The sequence below is a fragment of the Rhizobium sp. M10 genome (genome assembly GCF_002531955.1).
Classification (GTDB): domain Bacteria; phylum Pseudomonadota; class Alphaproteobacteria; order Rhizobiales; family Rhizobiaceae; genus Rhizobium; species Rhizobium etli_C.
In genome coordinates, this window is sequence record NZ_NWTA01000023.1 from 39,233 (window position 1) to 58,031 (window position 18,799).

The 18,799-nt window shown below is 63.0% G+C and carries 21 protein-coding genes; 9 read left to right on the plus strand and 12 right to left on the minus strand.

The window, feature by feature from the left end:
• Positions 1 to 2,367, minus strand: a complete 2,367-nt coding sequence (locus tag CO671_RS26805) for a putative monovalent cation/H+ antiporter subunit A (RefSeq protein ID WP_097608473.1) — start codon at positions 2,365 to 2,367, stop codon at positions 1 to 3.
• A 128-nt stretch (positions 2,368 to 2,495) separates the two neighbouring features.
• Positions 2,496 to 2,711, minus strand: a complete 216-nt coding sequence (locus CO671_RS26810) for a hypothetical protein (RefSeq protein ID WP_097608540.1) — start codon at positions 2,709 to 2,711, stop codon at positions 2,496 to 2,498.
• A 189-nt stretch (positions 2,712 to 2,900) separates the two neighbouring features.
• Here CO671_RS26810 and msrB point away from each other — a divergent pair, with 189 nt between their 5' ends.
• Both msrB and CO671_RS26820 read left to right on the plus strand, forming a co-directional pair.
• Entirely contained in the window at positions 2,901 to 3,314 is a 414-nt protein-coding gene (gene msrB / locus CO671_RS26815) for a peptide-methionine (R)-S-oxide reductase MsrB (protein ID WP_097608474.1), read from the plus strand.
• Between the two features lie 312 nt (positions 3,315 to 3,626).
• The gene (locus tag CO671_RS26820; protein WP_170965059.1) at positions 3,627 to 3,923 is read left to right on the plus strand and encodes a DUF982 domain-containing protein; all 297 of its coding nucleotides are present in this window, start codon (positions 3,627 to 3,629) and stop codon (positions 3,921 to 3,923) included.
• Positions 3,924 to 4,064: 141 nt separating this feature from the next.
• On the opposite strand, the gene CO671_RS26825 is transcribed toward CO671_RS26820, so the two are convergent.
• Both CO671_RS26825 and CO671_RS26830 read right to left on the minus strand, forming a co-directional pair.
• Positions 4,065 to 4,574: an Hsp20/alpha crystallin family protein gene (locus CO671_RS26825; RefSeq protein ID WP_010030372.1), complete on the minus strand. Its 510-nt coding sequence runs from the start codon at positions 4,572 to 4,574 to the stop codon at positions 4,065 to 4,067.
• Between the two features lie 90 nt (positions 4,575 to 4,664).
• On the minus strand, positions 4,665 to 5,138 hold the full coding sequence (locus CO671_RS26830) for an Hsp20 family protein (protein ID WP_097608476.1): 474 nt from the start codon (positions 5,136 to 5,138) through the stop codon (positions 4,665 to 4,667).
• Positions 5,139 to 5,353: 215 nt separating this feature from the next.
• Between CO671_RS26830 and CO671_RS26835 the strand changes: the two genes are divergently transcribed.
• A complete protein-coding gene (locus tag CO671_RS26835; protein ID WP_097608477.1) occupies positions 5,354 to 5,575 on the plus strand; it encodes a hypothetical protein in 222 nt (73 codons plus the stop codon).
• 78 nt (positions 5,576 to 5,653) lie between these two features.
• Here the strand turns inward: CO671_RS26835 and CO671_RS26840 are convergent, their stop codons facing one another.
• The 4 genes from CO671_RS26840 to CO671_RS26855 form a co-directional block, all read right to left on the minus strand.
• Complete coding sequence (locus tag CO671_RS26840; RefSeq protein ID WP_097608478.1) at positions 5,654 to 6,355, minus strand: pentapeptide repeat-containing protein; 702 nt, start codon at positions 6,353 to 6,355, stop codon at positions 5,654 to 5,656.
• 167 nt (positions 6,356 to 6,522) lie between these two features.
• Positions 6,523 to 7,029, minus strand: a complete 507-nt coding sequence (locus CO671_RS26845) for a GNAT family N-acetyltransferase (RefSeq protein ID WP_097608479.1) — start codon at positions 7,027 to 7,029, stop codon at positions 6,523 to 6,525.
• A gap of 111 nt (positions 7,030 to 7,140) precedes the next feature.
• Positions 7,141 to 7,809, minus strand: coding sequence for a hemolysin III family protein (locus CO671_RS26850; protein WP_097608480.1), 669 nt, complete (start codon positions 7,807 to 7,809; stop codon positions 7,141 to 7,143).
• A gap of 156 nt (positions 7,810 to 7,965) precedes the next feature.
• On the minus strand, positions 7,966 to 8,385 hold the full coding sequence (locus CO671_RS26855) for a universal stress protein (protein ID WP_010029807.1): 420 nt from the start codon (positions 8,383 to 8,385) through the stop codon (positions 7,966 to 7,968).
• A 308-nt stretch (positions 8,386 to 8,693) separates the two neighbouring features.
• Here CO671_RS26855 and CO671_RS26860 point away from each other — a divergent pair, with 308 nt between their 5' ends.
• Positions 8,694 to 9,554, plus strand: coding sequence for a VOC family protein (locus CO671_RS26860; RefSeq protein ID WP_097608541.1), 861 nt, complete (start codon positions 8,694 to 8,696; stop codon positions 9,552 to 9,554).
• A 25-nt stretch (positions 9,555 to 9,579) separates the two neighbouring features.
• Here the strand turns inward: CO671_RS26860 and CO671_RS26865 are convergent, their stop codons facing one another.
• Complete coding sequence (locus CO671_RS26865) at positions 9,580 to 9,963, minus strand: hypothetical protein (RefSeq protein WP_097608481.1); 384 nt, start codon at positions 9,961 to 9,963, stop codon at positions 9,580 to 9,582.
• A gap of 218 nt (positions 9,964 to 10,181) precedes the next feature.
• On the opposite strand from CO671_RS26865, the gene CO671_RS26870 reads away from it, so the two are divergent.
• Positions 10,182 to 11,348, plus strand: coding sequence for an AI-2E family transporter (locus CO671_RS26870; protein ID WP_097608482.1), 1,167 nt, complete (start codon positions 10,182 to 10,184; stop codon positions 11,346 to 11,348).
• 18 nt (positions 11,349 to 11,366) lie between these two features.
• Positions 11,367 to 12,659: an FAD-dependent oxidoreductase gene (locus tag CO671_RS26875; protein ID WP_097608483.1), complete on the plus strand. Its 1,293-nt coding sequence runs from the start codon at positions 11,367 to 11,369 to the stop codon at positions 12,657 to 12,659.
• A gap of 40 nt (positions 12,660 to 12,699) precedes the next feature.
• Here the strand turns inward: CO671_RS26875 and CO671_RS26880 are convergent, their stop codons facing one another.
• The gene (locus CO671_RS26880; RefSeq protein WP_097608484.1) at positions 12,700 to 13,488 is read right to left on the minus strand and encodes a polysaccharide deacetylase family protein; all 789 of its coding nucleotides are present in this window, start codon (positions 13,486 to 13,488) and stop codon (positions 12,700 to 12,702) included.
• 91 nt (positions 13,489 to 13,579) lie between these two features.
• On the minus strand, positions 13,580 to 13,969 hold the full coding sequence (locus tag CO671_RS26885; RefSeq protein ID WP_097608485.1) for a DUF930 domain-containing protein: 390 nt from the start codon (positions 13,967 to 13,969) through the stop codon (positions 13,580 to 13,582).
• A 241-nt stretch (positions 13,970 to 14,210) separates the two neighbouring features.
• On the opposite strand from CO671_RS26885, the gene CO671_RS26890 reads away from it, so the two are divergent.
• On the plus strand, positions 14,211 to 16,319 hold the full coding sequence (locus CO671_RS26890) for a S9 family peptidase (protein ID WP_097608486.1): 2,109 nt from the start codon (positions 14,211 to 14,213) through the stop codon (positions 16,317 to 16,319).
• Positions 16,320 to 16,436: 117 nt separating this feature from the next.
• Entirely contained in the window at positions 16,437 to 16,955 is a 519-nt protein-coding gene (locus CO671_RS26895; protein WP_097608487.1) for a DUF1697 domain-containing protein, read from the plus strand.
• Between the two features lie 6 nt (positions 16,956 to 16,961).
• On the opposite strand, the gene CO671_RS26900 is transcribed toward CO671_RS26895, so the two are convergent.
• Positions 16,962 to 17,591 (minus strand): TetR/AcrR family transcriptional regulator, encoded by a 630-nt coding sequence (locus CO671_RS26900; RefSeq protein WP_097608488.1) that lies wholly within the window; start codon positions 17,589 to 17,591, stop codon positions 16,962 to 16,964.
• A 220-nt stretch (positions 17,592 to 17,811) separates the two neighbouring features.
• Here CO671_RS26900 and CO671_RS26905 point away from each other — a divergent pair, with 220 nt between their 5' ends.
• Entirely contained in the window at positions 17,812 to 18,759 is a 948-nt protein-coding gene (locus tag CO671_RS26905; protein ID WP_097608489.1) for a homocysteine S-methyltransferase family protein, read from the plus strand.
• Positions 18,760 to 18,799 lie beyond the last annotated feature (40 nt).

Below are 18,799 nucleotides of genomic sequence, written 5' to 3' on the forward strand. Positions count from 1 at the left end.
TCACTCCCCTGCTCCGACCGCATCCGGATCATTGGCGGCAAGCCTGCGCTCGCTGCCGGCGCGGATGCGGATCAGCGCCAGAATGGCAAGGCCGGTCACGGCGACGACAGCGATTTCGCCGAGCGTGTCGGTGCCGCGGAAATCGACGATGATGACGTTGACGACATTGGCGCCGTGGGCGATCGATTTGGAATAGGCGTTGAAGAATAGTGTCAGCGCGTCGTTGAACGGCAGCTGCGTCGCCCGCAGCAGCAACAGCGAAAAACCGAGACCGCAGGCAAGCGCCAGCGCACCGTGCAGGAGCCTGCGGCCGGGCGAGCGCCGATCGTCCGGAGAGAGCCGAAGCCTGGTCATGACCAGGGCGAGGATGACCACCGAAAGCGTTTCGACCATGAATTGGGTGAAGGACAGGTCCGGCGCGCCGAACAGCAGGAAGATGACGGCGACGGCGAAGCCCTGGATGCCGAGCGAGACGATCGCCGTCAGCCGGTCGCGGGCGACGAGCACGGCGGCAAGGCCGAAGGCGGCGATCAGGAACACCGCCCATTCATACAGCCTGACATCTGCCGGCCAGGCGGGAAGATGCGGCAGTTCGCCATAGAGGATCGGGGGAATGATGAGGATGGCGGCGAGGCAGAGGAAGGTGCAGGCGACATAGGTCTCCAGCCGCCCCGGCTGGACAAAGCGGATGAGGCGGCCGGCGAAACGGACAAGGCCCACCATGGCGAGGTCGAAACCATGGTCCGGCCCGCGCCCGGCCGCGCGCAGAAAAACCGCCATCCAGAAACGTGTCCGATCGAGCTGCCAGTAGACGCCGATGCCGAGCAGCACGGTCAGCAGCGAAAGGGCCAAGGGCAGGCCGATATGCGGCGCCAACGAAATGGAAATCTCAACCGGGGTCCCGCGGATCGCGGCTGCGATCGGCGAGGACAGAGCGGCATGGCTGAAGCTCGCGAAAATCGCCGACAGCAGGCCGAGGACGGCGAGAACGGCCGGGCCGAGCCAGAGCAGGACGGGCGCCTCATGCGCGGCTTTCGGCGTCTGCGCCGGCCGGCCGAGGAAGGGTTTCAGCGCCACGGCAAAGGCGACGGCGAACATCAGCGCGTTGCCGAAAACGGCGATCGCGGTGAAGGTGATGGCGCGGATGTCGCCGCCGACGAGCGCCGTATAGATCTCCTCCTTGGCGAGAAAGCCGAAGAAGGGCGGCAGGCCGGCCATGGAGAAGGCCGCGGCAAGGGCGATGATCCATGTCAGCGGCATCGCCCGCCTGAGGCCGCCGAGCCGGGTGATGTCACGCGTGCCGGTCTCGTGATCGATGATGCCGGCGACCATGAAGAGCGCCCCCTTGAACAGGGAATGCGCCACCAGATAGAGCGCCGCCGCCGCCACCGCGTGGTCGGAGCCGAAGCCGATCAGCATGACGAGCAGGCCGAGCGAAGAGACGGTGGTATAGGCGAGCTTGAGCTTCAGGTCGGTCTGGCGGATGGCAAGCGCGGTGCCGACCACCAGCGTCAGGCCGCCGAAGAAGGGCAGAAGGATTTCCCAGGCGGGCGTTGCACCCATGACCGGATTGAGCCGCATCAGCAGATAGACGCCGGCCTTCACCATGGTGGCCGAGTGCAGGTAGGCCGACACCGGCGTCGGCGCCTCCATGGCGTTCGGCAGCCAGAAATGAAAGGGAAACTGCGCCGACTTGGTGAAGGCGCCGCCGAGCACCAGAATGAGGGCCGCGAGATAGAGCGGGCTTTCGCGCAGCATATCGCCCGACCCGATCAGCTGCGACATCTGCGTGACGCCCGACATGTTCCAGAGAATGAGCAGGCCGGCGAGCAGGCAGAGCCCTCCCCCGCCGGTGACGACAAGCGCCTGCAGGGCGGCGCGACGGGCCGCCTCGCGCTCGTGATCGAAGCCGATCAGCAGGAAGGAGGTGATCGACGTCAGTTCCCAGAAGATGAAGAACATCAGGAAGCTGTCGGACACGACGATCCCGAGCATCGCGCCCATGAAGAGAAAGATGAAGGAGAAGAAGCGGCCCTGATCCCTATGTCCCCTGAGATAGGCGCCGGCATAGAGCACGATCAGCGTGCCGATGCCGGTGATCAGCAGCGCGAAAGCCAGCGACAGGCCGTCGAGGAACCAGGAAAAGGAGAGGTTGTAGCTCGGCACCCAGGCATAACCGCCGGTGACGGCCTGACCGCGCGCGACCTGCGGAAGCAGGCGCAGAAAATGCAGGAAGGCAAACAGCGGAGCGGTCGCCAGCAGCCAGGCGCCGTTTGCGCCGAGGATGCGGATGACGAAGGGAGCGGCAAGAGCGCCGGCGAGCGGCAGACACAGGGCCAGAAATGTCAGAGCCGTGACATCGGCCATGTCTCCTCCTCTACCGGCCAGACGGAACGCCGACGCAAATCGGCTCGTCTTCTGACTTAGGCGAAACGGGAGGGCGTCTCAAGCGTTTTCGGTCGCCGGCCAATGCCGCGCGGAAAAGTTCGAAGCGGTCAGGCGGCGGAGTGGGAAAGACGTGTCAGCAGCCGGAGGACGCAGCCGTGCAGGATGAAGAGCACAAGCGTCAGCGGCCACAGCAGGCACGCGATAAGGCCGGCGAGACGATGGAGCGTCAAGCCGTCACGATTGGCCCAGCCTTCCAGCATCGTGACCGCTATGGCGGCCGCGGTCACGAGACCGTAGAGCAGGACGATTGCCGCTTCAAACACCAATGTTTCCTCAATGCACGTAACATTAACCCTAACGGAAAACCCTTAATAGATGTAAAAGCAAGCGTCTTCCCTGAATTGCCGTATGCCGCGATTGTGGCGGCAAGGCGCCGGAGGCTTGATGAAGCAAGGACGGCGCACCACATTTTCTCGCAAGAAGGAGCCGCGCCTCGGCGAAAGGAGCACGTCATGTCCGAAACTGCAACCACCGCCAAGATCCATAAAACCGATGCCGAATGGAAAGAGCAGCTGACGCCGGAGCAATACCGCATCACCCGCCAGCACGGCACCGAGCGCGCCTTCACCGGCCCCTACTGGGATTCCTTCGAGACAGGGCTTTACCGCTGCATCGGCTGCAACGCGCCGCTCTTCCGCTCCGACACGAAATTCGATGCCGGCTGCGGCTGGCCGAGCTATTTCGAAGCCGTGTCGCCCGATGCGGTGACCGAACATCGCGACACGACCTACGGCATGGTGCGCACCGAAATCCGCTGCGGCAGCTGCGACGCCCATCTCGGCCACGTCTTCCCCGACGGCCCGCCACCGACCGGCCTGCGCTACTGCATCAACGGCCACGCCATGGTGTTCGAGCCGGGGAAATAGGTCGCACCGATCCTTCGTATGGCAAGCAGGGAAGTACGTCGTCAGCTTGAGGCGATGCGCGACTGGACCGAGGTTTGCAGACGCCGTCGTTGCACGACCTTGACCGAGAGAGGATTGAGGTGGTGTCGCTCCAGCTCGCAGAACGGACCAAATTTTCCTTCGTCCTATTGAATCGAAAATCGTCAAAAACCAACTAATCTGGCGCCAGCCGAGCGCCCGGTTTGGAGGCCGCAAAGCCTCGTCGCAGATCACAGCTCGGAGGCGCTTGACGCAGATTGCTCGTCCAACATCGCGGTAGGAAAGGAGAGAATGATGAGACCCGATGTGTTCAAACAGCCTGTCACTATTTTTGTTGGCCTTGGATTTCCTGCGGAGCTCCGAACGGTCATGGAGGCATACCGGCATCTTGACGAATGGCCGGCCATATCCCGAGACGCGGCCCATTCGGTTGCGCTGAAGGCCTGTGCTGCCGCCCTCCGTGGCGAAATCGACGCGGAAACTGCTCGTGGACTGTTCGTCGCGTTCGCAGAGAAACATGATCTCCTGGCACAGCAGACCGGCCGTCACGGCTTCGCCGCAGCAGCGGAACAACGGGCCGCACCTACGTGAGCGCCCGTCGGGGAATTGCCTCGCAAGAGACAAAGGGCTCGTTGACCTCGTCGGACCCGCCGTCGCAAAGTTCAGCCAAGCGGGTCCGCAAGCCAAGATCGATCGGAGGCGGCCGGGTGGCGGCCGCCATACTTGTTTGGATCAGCTCCTGATGGCGATGCGCTTGACCTGTGACTGAGCCTTTTCGGTCTTAGGCAAGCGGACGGTCAAGATGCCGTTCTTGAAGGTGGCCTCGACCTGGTCTTCCTTGACCTCGGTGCCGAGCGGGATGCGCCGCTCGAAGCGGCCGTAGTAGCGCTCCGAGAACTGCTTCTCCTTGTCTTCGGTCTCCGAACGCTTTTCACCTTTCAGCGTCAGAACGCCGTCATTGAGCAGGACTTCGATGTCCTTTTCCTCAAGGCCGGGTACTTCGGCCGTCACCTTGATTTCCTTGTCGGTATCGGAGATTTCGACACTCGGCCAGCCGGCACCGAACCCGCTGACGCCACGCAGTGACGGCAGCCCGGAGCCGAAACCGCGGAAAACATCGTCGAACAGCCGATTGACCTCGCGATGAAGCGACAGGAAGGGATCGCGGTCGTCGTCGCGAAGAAGACTCGGACCCTGGTTGCCGTTGTTGCGACCCCAGGGAATCAAATCACGGACACTCATGGTTTTACTCCTTTCTGGTGGTTTCTGGGCAAGCTCTTCGTTTGGCGCCAGGCCATTCCCGGCGCCATGTTTGCCTGCGGCCGGCGAAGCTTAAGCCGCGTGCTTCCCGGCATCGATCTCTTTCGGCCGCACCTTCGGCATTGACTGACCCGTTTCGATTCCGATCTGGCGTGGCTTCATCTCTTCAGGAATTTCGCGTTTGAGAGCGATGGTCAGCAGACCGTCGACGAGGCCGGCATCCACGACCTTCACGTGATCGGCAAGTTCGAACCGACGCTGGAACCGTGCGGCAATGCCGCGATGCAGGTATTGAACATCTTCGCCGTTGGTTTTCTGCCCTGCGACAATGAGCATGTTCTGCTCTTGAGTGATCGCCAGCTCGTCCCGCGAGAAGCCCGCTACCGCCATAGCGATGCGGTAATCATCCTCGCCGGCCTTGACGATGTCGTAAGGCGGCCAGTTGTCGACTGTTTCGGCACGGCTTGCAGCCTCGAGCGCGTTCAACATCCGCTCGAAGCCGATGCTCGACCGGAACAGGGGAGAGAAATCGAGGTTTGTCCTCATAGCCATATCCTCCTTACAAGCAACATGGATACAAGGAGACGCCCAGAGCGACCGGCGTCTCCTGGACCTGGCGTCGGCCGCTATTCGTCGGCCAACAATACTGATATAATTCAGTAGCTTAACGTTTCAAGAGGACAGAACCGCCCAACGAAAAAAATTGATTTTTTCGAACACGCCACCATATCTGGGCGAAGCTTGAGCGAGGAGCAATGGCTATGACAATGACTTCAGACGATGTCGTCGCCGTCCTGGGGCCCGCCGACAAAATGCTCGTGGCCGAGGTCATCGCAACAGGTGCGACGCAGGCCGAACTTGCCGAGGCATTTGCATGGGCAAACAACGACGAAGCGTTGATGGGTGAAGGCCGGCATCTGCCGACAGGCAGGGTTGCTGCGCTTGTCGATCTGCTAAGGTCGGATGAAGACGAACAGGATTAGAAACTCGCCGCTCGTTCCGATACCCGACATCCCTCAACCAGCCGGGCGTAGTTGCCATAGGCGCAAGGTTTCGCCCGACTACTCGTGCTCGGCCGGGCATGGCCAGGTTGCCGGCGTAGAGAGGCCGGAGGGGAGCTTGGTCGAGGCGTCGCCGCAAGCGAGATCGATCTGCGTCTGTTCGAGCCCGGCGGCGGCCGACAGGTCGAGACCTTCGATGCGGGTCAGGAACATGAAGGCGCGCTCGAATGTTGCCGGGCCTTCGAAGGTGGCGTTGGAGAGATCGGCGCGGGAGAGATTGGCGAAGGAGAATTTCACCCCCGTCAGCACCGCCTTGTCGAAATCGGCGCGACCGAGTTCGGCCTTTTCGAAGCTCGCACCGGAGAGCCGGGCGCCGCCGAAATTGGCGCGCTGCAGCTCGGCGCCGGCAAAGGACGCGCCTTCGGCGGCAATATTGGCGAAGCTGGCGCGATAGGCCTCGACCTTGGCGAAGTTGGCCCCTTCGGCATGTGAACCCTCGAGCGAGGCGCGCACCAAAGTCGCCTTCTCCAGATTGGCCGATTTGAAATTCCCGCCACTGAGATCGGTCAGCGAGAAATCAGTGCTGAAGAGATTGGCGCCTTCGAGATCACTGCCCTGCAGCATCAGGTTCTTCTTCGAGCATTCCTGCCAGTCGAGCTTCGGTGAGGCCGTGCTGCCGCAATCGGCGGCACGCGTGGAGATCGGAGCGGAGGCGAGAAGAAGCAAGGCAAGGAGGCCGAGCGGCGATCTATGCATTACCATTGAACTGTTGATCTCCATGACGCTTCACGCCGCCTCTCGCGAAGCAGGCGGCCTCTCATTTCTACACAGCTCAGAATACAATAAAAAGATGGCGAGCGCGCTGGCAATGATTTGCCGTTTCACTCCGTCCGAAGCGCTCATCCGTGCCCAGGCAGGCGGCCATCCGCCTACCCGGGCAGGCGAAGCTCCATGCAGGTGAGATCCAGCCAGCGGCCGAACTTGGTGCCGACCTCGGAAAATCTGCCGGCGATGCGGAAGCCGAGCTTCTCGTGCAGCCGGATCGAGGCGGCGTTCTCAGCCTCGATGCCGGCGATCATCACGTGGATATCGGCGGCAGCGGCACGGGCGATCAGCGCCCGCATCAAGGCCTCGCCGATACCGGCGCCGCGGCAATCCTTGTCGACATAGACGGAATGTTCGACCGTATGGCGGTAGCCCTCGAAGGCGCGCCAGTCGCCATAGGAGGCGTAGCCTGCGACCTTGCCCGACATCTCGGCGACGATGACGGGAAAGCCGCGCCCCTTGCGCGCGTTCAACCATTCCCGCCGGTTTTCGAGATCGACGAGCGTCTCGTTCCAGATCGCCGTCGTGTGCTCGACGGCATGATTGTAGATCTCGCGGATGGCCGGAAGATCGGCTTCGGTGGCGTCGCGAAGGAGGACGGCGTCTGTCATGGTGGGTCCGGTTCGATTGGCTGTCGGGGGTGGCATACGCCGCGGTGCAAAGGATGTAAACGGCAGATGGCGGAGATGCCGCTTGCGGGATGGCTGCGCTGAGGCCGCCGCTTAGAAACCCTGCACCGGCAGGCTGAAACAGGTGAAGACGGCCGAATAGTGCACGGCGGCGGCGGTGACGACGAAACCGTGCCAGATGGCGTTCTGGAAGCGCAGCTTCTCCCAGACATGAAAGATGACGCCGAGCGAATAGAGGACGCCGCCGATGACGATCAGCAGCATCGAGGCGGAGGGGATGCGCGCGGCGACAGGCCCGGCCACCAGCACGCCGCTCCAGCCCATGGCGAGGTAAAGCAGGATGGCGAGACGGTCGTAACGGCCGGGAAAGACGCATTTCAGGACGATGCCGACGGCGGCGAACAGCCAGATCGCCACCAGCATGAACAAGAGCAGCGGATCGTCGGCGCCGCGTTCGAGGAACGGCGTATAGGTGGCGGCGATCAGGACGAAGATCGCCGAATGATCGAAGCGGCGCAGGAACCATTTGGTGCGCGAGACCGGCCACACATTGTAGGAAAAAGAAATGGCAAGCGTCAGCACCAGTCCGACGCCATAGATCCAGGCGGCGGCGAGCGCGCCGTAGGAGCTCCAGACGGTGGCGTAGAAGATCAGCACCGTGGCGCCGATCAGCGCCAGCACTAGGCCGACGCCGTGGACGATGCCATCGGCGATCAATTCATACTTATCGTAAGCCCAGCGAATGCCGTTGAACTCAGCCATGCGCGCCAATCCATTTCGTCCCCGGCCTCGATGGTCGCACCGAACGGATGGCGGCGCAACAGCGGCACATCGCGGGCGCGGTAAATCTTCGTGACAGGTCACGCGGCGCCTGCCGCGCTTTAAGAGCGGCGAGCGGAGAAAAGGGAAAACGCGCGCTCAGATCTTGTGCCGTTCGACCAGCACGGAGCACTTGGCATGGCGCACGACGCGGTCGGCCGTGGCGCCGATGAAGTAGTTGGAAAAATCCGGCACATGCGAGGCGAGGATGATGAGGTCAGCGCGATGGCTTTCGGCGGCCGCAATGATGGCCTTGGCCGGCGGGCCGTTGCGGATTTCGACGGCTGCCGCGACTCCGGTTGCGGTGACCAGCGCCTGCAGCCTGTCGCGGCCGTCCTTCATGGCGTCCTCCAGCATATTGGCCGGCAGTTCGATCGCGACATAGGTCGGCACATCCTCGACGACGTTGAGCGCGATGATCTCGCCGCCCTCGTCGAGCAGCGATGCGGCCTTGCGGAGGATATCTTCTCCCCTGCCGAGGCCGCCGAGCGCAATCGCCACGATGATCTTCCTGTACATGGCTTCCCTCCATGACTGAGATGCATAAGCTTCTTCTTAAGAAGATATGGACGTATTGATCGTGATCAAGTCGGCGGGACACGTCAGCGAAGCAAATCAGCGCAAGCGATTGTCAACGCTTGCTCAACGCTTCATCCTCAAAAACGAGGCTTCTGTGAACAATGGCGATGGGCCATATAGGAATCAAGTACGGCAGCCGAGAGGATATCAGGCACATGAACCGGCGACAGTTTCTCGAGCTTGCCACGGGCGGCATGGTTGCCGCCACCGCCGGTGCGCCTTCGATTTCACAGGCAGGAGAATTATCCATGACGACCGAAACATCCTATGCGCTGACGCGGCCTGCCTATATCGACCAATCGCATCTCGTCGTTAAAGACCTCGGTCTTGTGTCCGGCTTCTATCAGTCGATGCTCGGTCTGAAAGTCATCGAAAAGACGCCAAGCGGCGAAGTTCTCGGGGTCGGCGCTCTGCCGCTGCTGACGCTGACGACCGCCGGGAATGCCGCCATCGCGCCGCGCAACGCCGCCGGGCTGTTCCACACCGCCTTCCTGATGCCCGACCGCACCGAACTGGCGCGCTGGCTGCGCCATGCGGCGCATAACAATGTCGTGCTCGACGGTGCTTCCGACCATCTCGTCAGCGAGGCGATCTATCTTTCCGACCCGGAAGGAAACGGCATCGAAATCTATGCCGACCGGGCGCACGAAGGATGGAAGTTCCATCAGGACGGCATGGTGGAGATGGCGACGCTGCGCCTCGACCTGCAGGCGCTTTACGACAGCGCGCCCGAGGATCGCTGGGACGGCATGGCTGAGGGTGCGGCGATCGGCCATCTGCATCTGCAGGTCGGCGATATCCCGCAGGCCGACGCCTTCTACCGCGACGTGCTCGGCCTCACGCTGATGGCCCGTTATCCCGGCGCAAGCTTCTTTGCCACCGGCGGCTATCATCACCATCTCGCCGCCAATATCTGGAACAGCCGGGGCGCGGCCCCGCGCGCCGACAATATGACCGGGCTTTCGGACTACAAGATCCGTTTCAACGACAAGGCGACTCTCGATGCGGCGGTCTCGAAGCTCGACGGGCTGGAGATCGACAGCGAGAAGCGCGATGGCGGCGTCTTCCTCAGGGATCCCTGGGGCATCGGCCTGACGCTCTCGGCCTGATCTACATCGGCGGCCTGAACTCCATCTATTGAACCTTTTCGGTTCCGGATGGCGTCGTCACCCCGGTCGGACCGCTACCGCTTCCGCTCGGCGTCGGGTCGCGGTCCGTCGCTTCGGGCGGCCGTGAAGGGCCGGAGGCCGGGTCATCGTTGAAGGTGCCGGGGCCGGACGGCTGCGCATTGATCGGATCCGGCCTCGTCGATGCTGTCGCCGTCGGATCGTTATTGGTGGGGTCGGGCCAGATCGCCACGCTTACGCCCGCAATGATGAGGACCGCCGCACCCGCCACGAGGACGGTCCAACCCCACCACCGCCTGCGATCGGCGGCTTTGAGCTTCGTCTCGTCCGCATAAGGGGGATTGGTCGAAAAGCTCTCGGTGACCTTGGTCTGATCGCGATCTGCAGTCATGAGCTATCTCCTTCAGAGATCGAACGTCCGCGACTGGGAGGTTGTTCCGGCGGCCGGATCAAAACCACGCGCTCGTCGATGAGGGCGGAGGGCTTCTGCCGATCGCCCCTGCGGCAAGCCGAGGGGCCATCTTTCGACGTCGCATGACCTCCAGCGGAACCGGAACCGCATCAGCGCGTTTTCGTGGCGAAGCAATGGGGCTTCGGGGACCTCACCGCATGGGCATCGCCAACGGCATCCGCAAACAAGCAAGGAAAATCGCTATCGGCGAACGCCATACCAGCGCCTGGGCGAAATCATTGCGGGAGACGGCGGAGGAATTGCCTTCCCCGCCGGTGCATCGGCTTGAAAAGGACGGGCTTGATATCAGCATGGCCTGGGCGATCATCGGCATCTTCGCCATACTCGGCCTTGCCGCCGTCTACATGATGTCGCTGATCCTCATTCCCATCACCCTTGCCGTCGTCGTCGGCATGATCCTCGGCCTCGCCGCCGAAAAGCTCGGCAAAATGGGCGTGCCGCGGCTCGCCAACGCTTTCCTTCTGTCGAGCGGCGTCGCCCTGGTGATCGCTCTGCTGGCCAATTCGCTTGTCGGTCCGCTGACGATGCTTGCCAACGAAGCGCCGGCCTTCGTCGAGCGGACGATCAACCGCATCATGCCCTACCTCGAGCGCATCGAATGGCTGCACATCACGCCGGCGACATTCGAAAGCGGGCCGATGTCGATCGGCGCGCTGCTCGAAAACACCGGCAACGTCCTGCATCTGGTGACCACGAGCCTGACGCCGGCGCTGGTGCAGGGGCTGATCTTTTTCGCCGCACTGCTGCTCTTCCTCGCCAGCCGGGTCAATCTGCGCAAGACGATCATCATGACCTTCCGCACCCGCCCGCAGCGGCTGGCGGCGATCCGCGTCATCAATGCCGTCGAGCAGGTGCTCGGCTTCTATTTCGCCACCGCCTCGCTGATCTATGTCGGGCTCGGCGTCGTCATGACGGTCATCGCCTATGCGAGCGGATTGTCGGCACCGGTGCTGTGGGGCTTCTTCGCCTTCCTGTCGAGCTTCATTCCCTATCTCGGCATCACGCTGATGACGCTGTCCGTCGCCATCGCCGGCATCATCACCTATGACGGCTTCATCGTCGGCCTGATGCCGGCCGCCGCCTTTTTCACCGTGCACCTCGTCATGGAGAACCTGATCTTCCCGGCGGTGATGGGACGGCGGCTGGAAATCAACCCCTTCATCGTCTTCCTGGCCATCCTGTTCTGGACCTGGATGTGGGGCGCGGTCGGCGCGATGCTGGCGCTGCCGCTGTCGCTGATCGTGATGACGGTTATCGAGGAATTGCTGATCGAAGAAAGACCGCAGCCGCAATTGCCGAAGTGATCAAGCGAGGAGACATCCGTGGCATCCGATCTCGATCTCGACGAAGCCGACCATGAGCAGATGGTCAGCGGCCGTTCGCTCTGGGGACGAACCGGCATACGGCCCGCATGGCAAGCGATCAGTGAGAGCTTTTCCGCCGATGTCGCGGTGATCGGCGGCGGCATCACCGGCGCGCTGGTCGCAGAGCACCTTGCGGCGCGCGGCTTCTCCGTTGCCATCATCGACCGGGAGGAGCCGGGTTTCGGCAGTACCGCTGCCAGCACCGCAATGCTGCAATGGGAGATCGACAGCACGCTCAGCGAGCTGGAGACCTGGTATGGCTTCGAGCGCGCCGCCGGCATCTATCGCCGCAGCGCCGCTGCCGTTGCAGGCCTTGCCAAGCTGATCGCCGCCAACGCGATCGCCTGCGGCTTCCGGCCGCGCAACACGCTTTATCTCGCCGCCAACCAGGAAGGCGCCCGCGACCTGCTGGAAGAGCGCCAGCTGCGGCGCCGGGCCGGCCTTCCCGGCGTCTATCTCGAACATCCCGATCTCTTCACCCAGTTCGAGCTCGATCGGGATGGGGCGATCTATTCGCCGGGCTCGGCGGAGGCCGATCCGCTGCTCTTGACCTGGGCGCTGATCGCGATGGCCATGCGGCACGGCGCGCAGCTGGTCAGCGCTTCGGTGAGCGCGCTGCACAGCGAAGGCGACCACGTGACGGTCGAGACCGACGGCCCCCATGTCATCGAAGCGCGGCATGTGGTGCTGGCGACCGGCTATTCGATGCCGGGCCTCGATATGCCGGAGCTGCACCGGACAAGCTCGAGTTGGGCATTCGCCACCGTGCCGCAGGACCCCGCGACGTTCTGGCGCGACAGGGCGTTGATCTGGGAGGACAGCCACCCTTATCTCTACATGCGCACGACCGCCGACAACCGCATCGTCGCCGGCGGCGAGGACGATGGCACGACCGACCCCGCGGCGCGGAATCGCCAGCTGCCGTCCAAGATTCGCGCAATCCAGGAGAAGATGAAGCGGCTCTGGCCGAGAGCCGATACCCGCATCGCCCATGCCTGGGGCGGAACCTTCGGCGAAACGGCCGACGGCCTGCCGCTGATCGGGCCGGTGCCCGGCATGCCGCATGTGCTAGCCGCCTATGGTTACGGCGGCAACGGCATCACCTTTTCCTATCTCGCCGCCCAGATGATCGGCGCGATGATTGCCGGCATGCATCGCGACTGGTTCGAGGATTTCGCGCTCGATCGGGATGGACCGGGGCTGCGGCGGTTTGGGGAAGATGGGCTGCGGGTTGGGAGTGAGCTGAGGTAGCCTTCGCATTGACTGTCGTGCCGTGGCCGCCCCTGCGGAACTACTCCGTCGTCTGATCGTCGCCCATATCCTCGACATCCTGCAGCCGAACAAACTCCGTGCCCTTCATCTTCAGATCGACCAGCGCCTTCGCCACCCCCTCGCCGGCCGCATGGGTCGGCTGGTTGATGTGGGAGATGACGACATCGCCGTCTTTGGCCGAAGCGATACGCTTTTCGGTGATTGCGGCGCCGAGCAGCGAGCCGCCGTCGCCGTTCACCGAATAGCCGGCGATGCGATAGCCGAGGGCGCGGATTTCGCCGATGGCGGAAAGGTCATATTTGGCGGTCGAGCCGCGGAACCAGTGCGGTGCGGGAATGCCGGATGCGAGCATGGCGGCAGCACCGCCTTCGACTTCCTGTCGGACGGCCTGCGGCGAGCCGGCGGAGGCTATGCCATAGACCAGCGTCGGCGTATCGACGGCGGGAATGTGGTTCTCGCCATGATTTTCGAGTTCGAACAGGTCGGGGTTCTGCAGGAAGACGGCGAGCGCGGCGGGGTTGCGCTTCAGCCAGCGGGCGGTGACGAAGAGCGTCGCCGGAATGCGCTCGCGCACCAGGGTCGACAGGATGCGCTCGTCCGCCTGGCCCATGCAGGCATCGAAGGTGAGCGCAATGCGGGCATGGCCTGATATATTGGAGCGGGCGATATGCAGATGCGGCTCGACGAGCTTGACCGCCGGGCTCTTCATGACCGGAGCGGCGGCGGCCGGCAGCGGCGGGGTTTCGGCCGCGCACAGCGTGGAGAGACCGGCCAGAAGAAACGCCGAAGCAAGCAAGATGCGGTTCATGGAAGGACTTCTACGATTCCATCGGCCGAGTTTAGCGACGGCATTGGTCCACCGCCATGCGGCCGGTCAGCGCAGCCAACGGGACAGGCGATCAATCGTAGAGATAATATTTTTCCCACTTCTCACGCGGCACCTTGTCGCCGATCTGGTAATCGAGCTGGCGCACGTTGATATGCTGCGGACCGGTGATGCAGGTGTAGGAGAGATGGTACCAGTCGCCCTTGCTGCGGAAGACCGCGCCCGGCGCCTGCAGCGAATTGTCGCCGGGAATCGGGTCCTTGAAGGTGTAGGCGATCACCTTGTCGGGCTTGAAGCCGGTGCTGTCCTGGTTGATCCGGCTCATCGCCTCGGTGTCACAGCTCTGCTCCAGGCGGGTCGAGGGATCGAGTTTTTCCAGCTGCTTCTTGATGGCGGGATCGACGGCAAAGGCGGGGGCAGCAAGGCCGACGAGGGATACAAACAGGAGCAGGTGTTTCGGCATTGAAGAAAATCCCTTGCTGTTGTCCAGTCTTCACCCTGCCATCGGCGGCTTGCCGCGGGCTTGGCACGTGTAAATTTCGATCTGCGATAGCGGACATTCTTAAATATTGTGGTGACATCAAGGCAGGGCGAACCGAGCCGCCGCCATGCCTGTGGAAGGTCACCTCGCCCCTTGGCGCTTGATCCGGAACCGGTGCGCCTCTATCTCTTGCCAACCCGACATTCCCACCGGAGCCAATTCCTTGTCCGTTTTCAAGAACCTGCCGACACCGCCCGCCGCACCGAAGAAGCCCGTCTCCGATACGCGCCACGGCATTACCCGCACGGACGATTATGCCTGGCTGCGCGCCGACAACTGGCAGGCGATGTTCAAGGATCCCTCGATCCTCGATCCCGAGATCCGCCGGCATCTCGAAGCCGAGAACGCCTATATGAATGCGGCGATGGAGGACACCAAGCCGCTGCAGAAGGCGCTGTTTTCCGAAATGCGCGGCCGCATCAAGGAAGACGACAGCTCGGTGCCGGTGAAGGACGGCGCCTATGCCTACGGCACGTCCTACGTGACCGGCGGCGAACAGCCGCGCTATTTTCGCATTCCTCGCAATGGCAGTGTCGCCGACGAGACGATCCGCACGGTGCTGCTCGACGGCGACAAGGAGGCATCAGGCAAGGCCTATTTCCGCCTCGCCGGTCTCGACCATTCCACCGACCACGGCCGCGGCATCTGGGGCTATGACGACAAGGGCTCGGAATTCTTCACACTGAAGGTGCGCGACCTTTCGACCGGCCAGGATCTCGACGATGTGATCGAGAATACCGGCGGCGGCGGCGTCTGGGCGCCTGATGGCAAGAGCTTCTTCTATTCGGCGCTCGACGAGAACCACCGGCCCTCGAAGGTGTTCCACCATATTGTCGGCCGGCCGCAGTCGGAAGACCGGCTGGTCTACGAGGAAGCCGATGCCGGCTTCTTCATGGGCGTCGGCGGCTCGCTGCTTGATGACTTCATCTATATCGACATCCACGACCACGAGACGAGCGAATACCGGCTGCTGTCGACCAAGGATCTCACGGCCGAGCCGAAGCTGGTGGCGGCGCGCGAGGAAGGCATCGAATATTCGCTGACCGAGGGCGGCGACATCTTCTACATCCTGACGAATGACGGCGGCGCCAAGGATTTCAAGATCATGGAAGCGCCGGTTGATAGACCGGGCAAGGAAAACTGGCGCGAGGTCGTGCCGCATAAGCCCGGCACGCTTGTTATCAGCCACATGGCCTATGCCCGCCATCTGCTGTGGCTGGAGCGCAAGGACGGGCTGCCGCAGATCATGATCCGCGATCGGGCGACCGGCGAGGAACATGCGATCGCCTTTGCCGAGGAAGCCTATTCGCTGGGGCTTTCGGGTGCTGCGGAATACGACACGGATGTCATCCGCTTCTCCTATTCCTCGATGACGACGCCGTCGCAGCTCTATGATTACAACATGGTGACGCGCGAGCGCACGCTGTTGAAGACGCAGGAGGTGCCGTCGGGCCACAATCCCGACGACTACGTCACCCGCCGCGTCTTCGCCCCGGCATGGGACGGCGAGACGGTGCCGGTCACCCTGCTCTATCGCAAGGACACGCCGCTCGACGGCACGGCCCCCTGCCTGCTCTACGGCTACGGCGCCTACGGCATCACCATTCCGGCCGGCTTCAACACGAATTGCCTGTCGCTCGCCGACCGCGGCTTCGTCTATGCCATCGCCCATATCCGCGGCGGCAAGGACAAGGGCTTTGCCTGGTACGAAGACGGCAAGATGGATAAGAAGACCAACAGCTTCAAAGACTTCATCGCTGCGGCCGACTATCTGAATCAACAGAAGTTCACCTCTTACGCGAAGATCATAGCCGAGGGCGGCTCGGCCGGCGGCATGCTGATGGGCGCCGTCGCCAACATGGCGCCGGAGAAATTTTCCGGCATCATCGCCGCCGTTCCCTTCGTCGACGTGCTCAACACCATGCTCGACGATACGCTGCCGCTGACGCCGCCGGAATGGCCGGAATGGGGCAACCCGATCGACAGCAAGGAAGAATACGAGCAGATCGCCGCCTATTCGCCCTATGACAATGTCGGCGCCAAAGCCTACCCGCCGATCCTGGCGCTCGGCGGCCTGACCGACCCTCGCGTCACCTATTGGGAGCCGGCCAAATGGGTGGCGAAGCTGCGTGAGGAGACAACCGGCGCGGCGCCGATCCTGCTCAAGACCAACATGGACGCCGGCCACGGCGGCGCCTCCGGACGCTTCCAGCGGCTGGAGGAGATTGCGTTTGAGTATGCGTTTGCGATCAAGGTGGCGGGGAAGATGTGAAATCTTTAGGGGGGTGCCGTGTCAGCCCCCCTCTGCCCTGCCGGGCCCGGGGCGAGCCGCGGCCCGGCAGGGCAGAGGGGGGCGACCGCGGCACAACAGGCCTAGGGAGACACCGAAATGCCCATCTACATCGCCCTCCTCCGCGCCATAAACGTCGGCGGCACCGGCGCCCTGCCGATGGCTGAACTCAAGGCAATCTGCGAAGAGCTCGGCTTCAAGGATGTGAAGACCTATATCCAGAGCGGCAATGTACTCTTCCGCTCGGATGAATCCGAAACGGCCGTCGAGGAAAAGCTCGACGCGGCGCTCGGCAAGAAGATGGGCAAGCGGCCGGGCGTAATGGTGCGCAGCCGCAAGGAGCTCGAGGCGATCGCCGCCAACGCCCCCTTCCCCGACGCCAAGCCGAACTTCCTGCTGGTCTATTTCCTCCCCGAAAAGCCGCCCGCCGATGCGCTGGAGAAGATGGTGGCGCCCGACGGCGAGGAGGCAAAACTCGCGACCCGGGAAATCTATGTGCATTATCCCAATGGTTCCGGCCGCTCGAAACTGAAGCTGCCGGCGCTGAAGCCGGGGACCTCGCGCAATCTCAACACCGTGCGCAAGCTCGCCGATATGGCGGCGGCGATGGAAGGCTGAACGCAGCTAGGCCCTCGGCATTTCCGCTACCGGCAGGAAGAGCATCTTCACGAAGGTGCGGAGCATCAGCACCTGTTCGGCCAGCGTGTTCGGCTCTTTCAGCGTCTTCGACAGAACGATGCCGCCTTCCAGGACGGAGGACACCATGTCGGCGAGCTGGTCGACATTGACGGGCTCGCGCGGCGGATAGATCTCCATGATGTCGCGGAGCATGCGGCTGAAACGGCGCCGCCAGGCAAGCACCGCATTGCGGTTGGTCTCCTGTATCTCCCGGTCGAACAGCCGCTCGTAATAGCACACGGTCGCCACAAGGCAGCCGGGATGGCCGTTCGGCAGATCGGAGAGCAGTTCGGACAGCAGCTTGAGGCCAAGCAGGAAGGATTGCAGCGGATCGTCGGTCAGATCGCGCGCACGGCTGAAGATCTCGTCGTAGATGCGCTCGTCATTTTCGATGTAGCGGTTGAGCAGCGCCTTGGCGAGCTCGTTCTTGTCCCTAAAATGATAGAAGAAGCCGCTCTTGGTGATGCCCGTCTCGGCGATCAGCTCCTCGATGGAGGTGCCGCCGAAACCCTTCTGCAGGACAGCCGCTTCGGCCACATCGAGGATGCGGGTCCTGGTTTCCTCGCCCTTTCGCATATCCCCTCCTGTACCGGCGGTACAGTTTTGATCGCCGCACGTTCAGAACCTGCCTGCGTCCCCGGCAGCTTCGGTTACGCCAAGCGATTGATATCAACCGGCAAAAACCAAAACCGCCGGCAGTATACCGCAAGTCGCCTAGTTTGGCAGCCGATTAAGCGCCAGAACATCATTCATCGACGGCAGCCGTTTCGGATGCTGCGAGGGAGAGGCTTCAACAATGGCAAAGTACAGAAACGGTCTGCCGCAACTCACAGGCGGCACCTTCATTACCGATGGCGGCATGGAAACGACGATGATCTTCCAGGAAGGCATCGCGCTTCCGCATTTCGCCGCTTTCATATTGCTGGCTTCCGAAGACGGGCGGCAGCGAATGTGGAATTACTATCGCCGTTATCTCGATATCGCCCGGCGGCACGGCACCGGCTTCGTGCTCGACACCGCGACATGGCGGGCCAATCCGGACTGGGGGCAGAAGCTCGGTTATACCGCTGAAGCCCTGAAGGCGGCCAACGAGGAAGCCGTCGACCTGCTCGTTGGCTTACGCAGCGCCTATGAGCGGCCGGAGCAGCCGATCGTCATCAGCGGCGCGATCGGCCCGCGCGGCGACGGCTACAAGGCGGGCAGCATGGATGCGGCCGAGGCGGAAGACTACCACACCTTCCAGATCGCGGCTTTCGCCGGCACCGAGGCCGATATGGTGACCGCCTTCACGCTGACCAATATTGACGAGGCGATCGGCGTGGCGCGGGCCGCACAGTCGCTCGGCATGCCCTGCGCCATCTCTTTCACGCTGGAGACGGATGGCCGGCTGGTGACGGGCCGCAGCCTTCAGGAGGCCATCGAGACGACGGATGCGGCGACCGGCGGGGCGCCGGCCTATTACATGATCAACTGCGCCCATCCCTCGCATTTCGAAGGTGCGCTCGATCCCGACAGCGCCTGGGTGAAACGCATTTCCGGCATCCGTGCCAACGCCTCGACCATGAGCCACGAGCAGCTGGACAATAGCGAGACGCTGGATGCGGGCGATCCCGAGGATCTCGGCCGCCGCTACCGCAAGCTCATCGGCCGCATGCCTGCGGTGCGCGTGCTCGGCGGCTGCTGCGGCACCGACCACCGCCACGTCGCGGCGATCTGCGAGGCATGCCTGCCGCAGGTGGCATGACAGCGGCAGGGGGGCCTGTATCCGGCTACGGCGTGCCGTG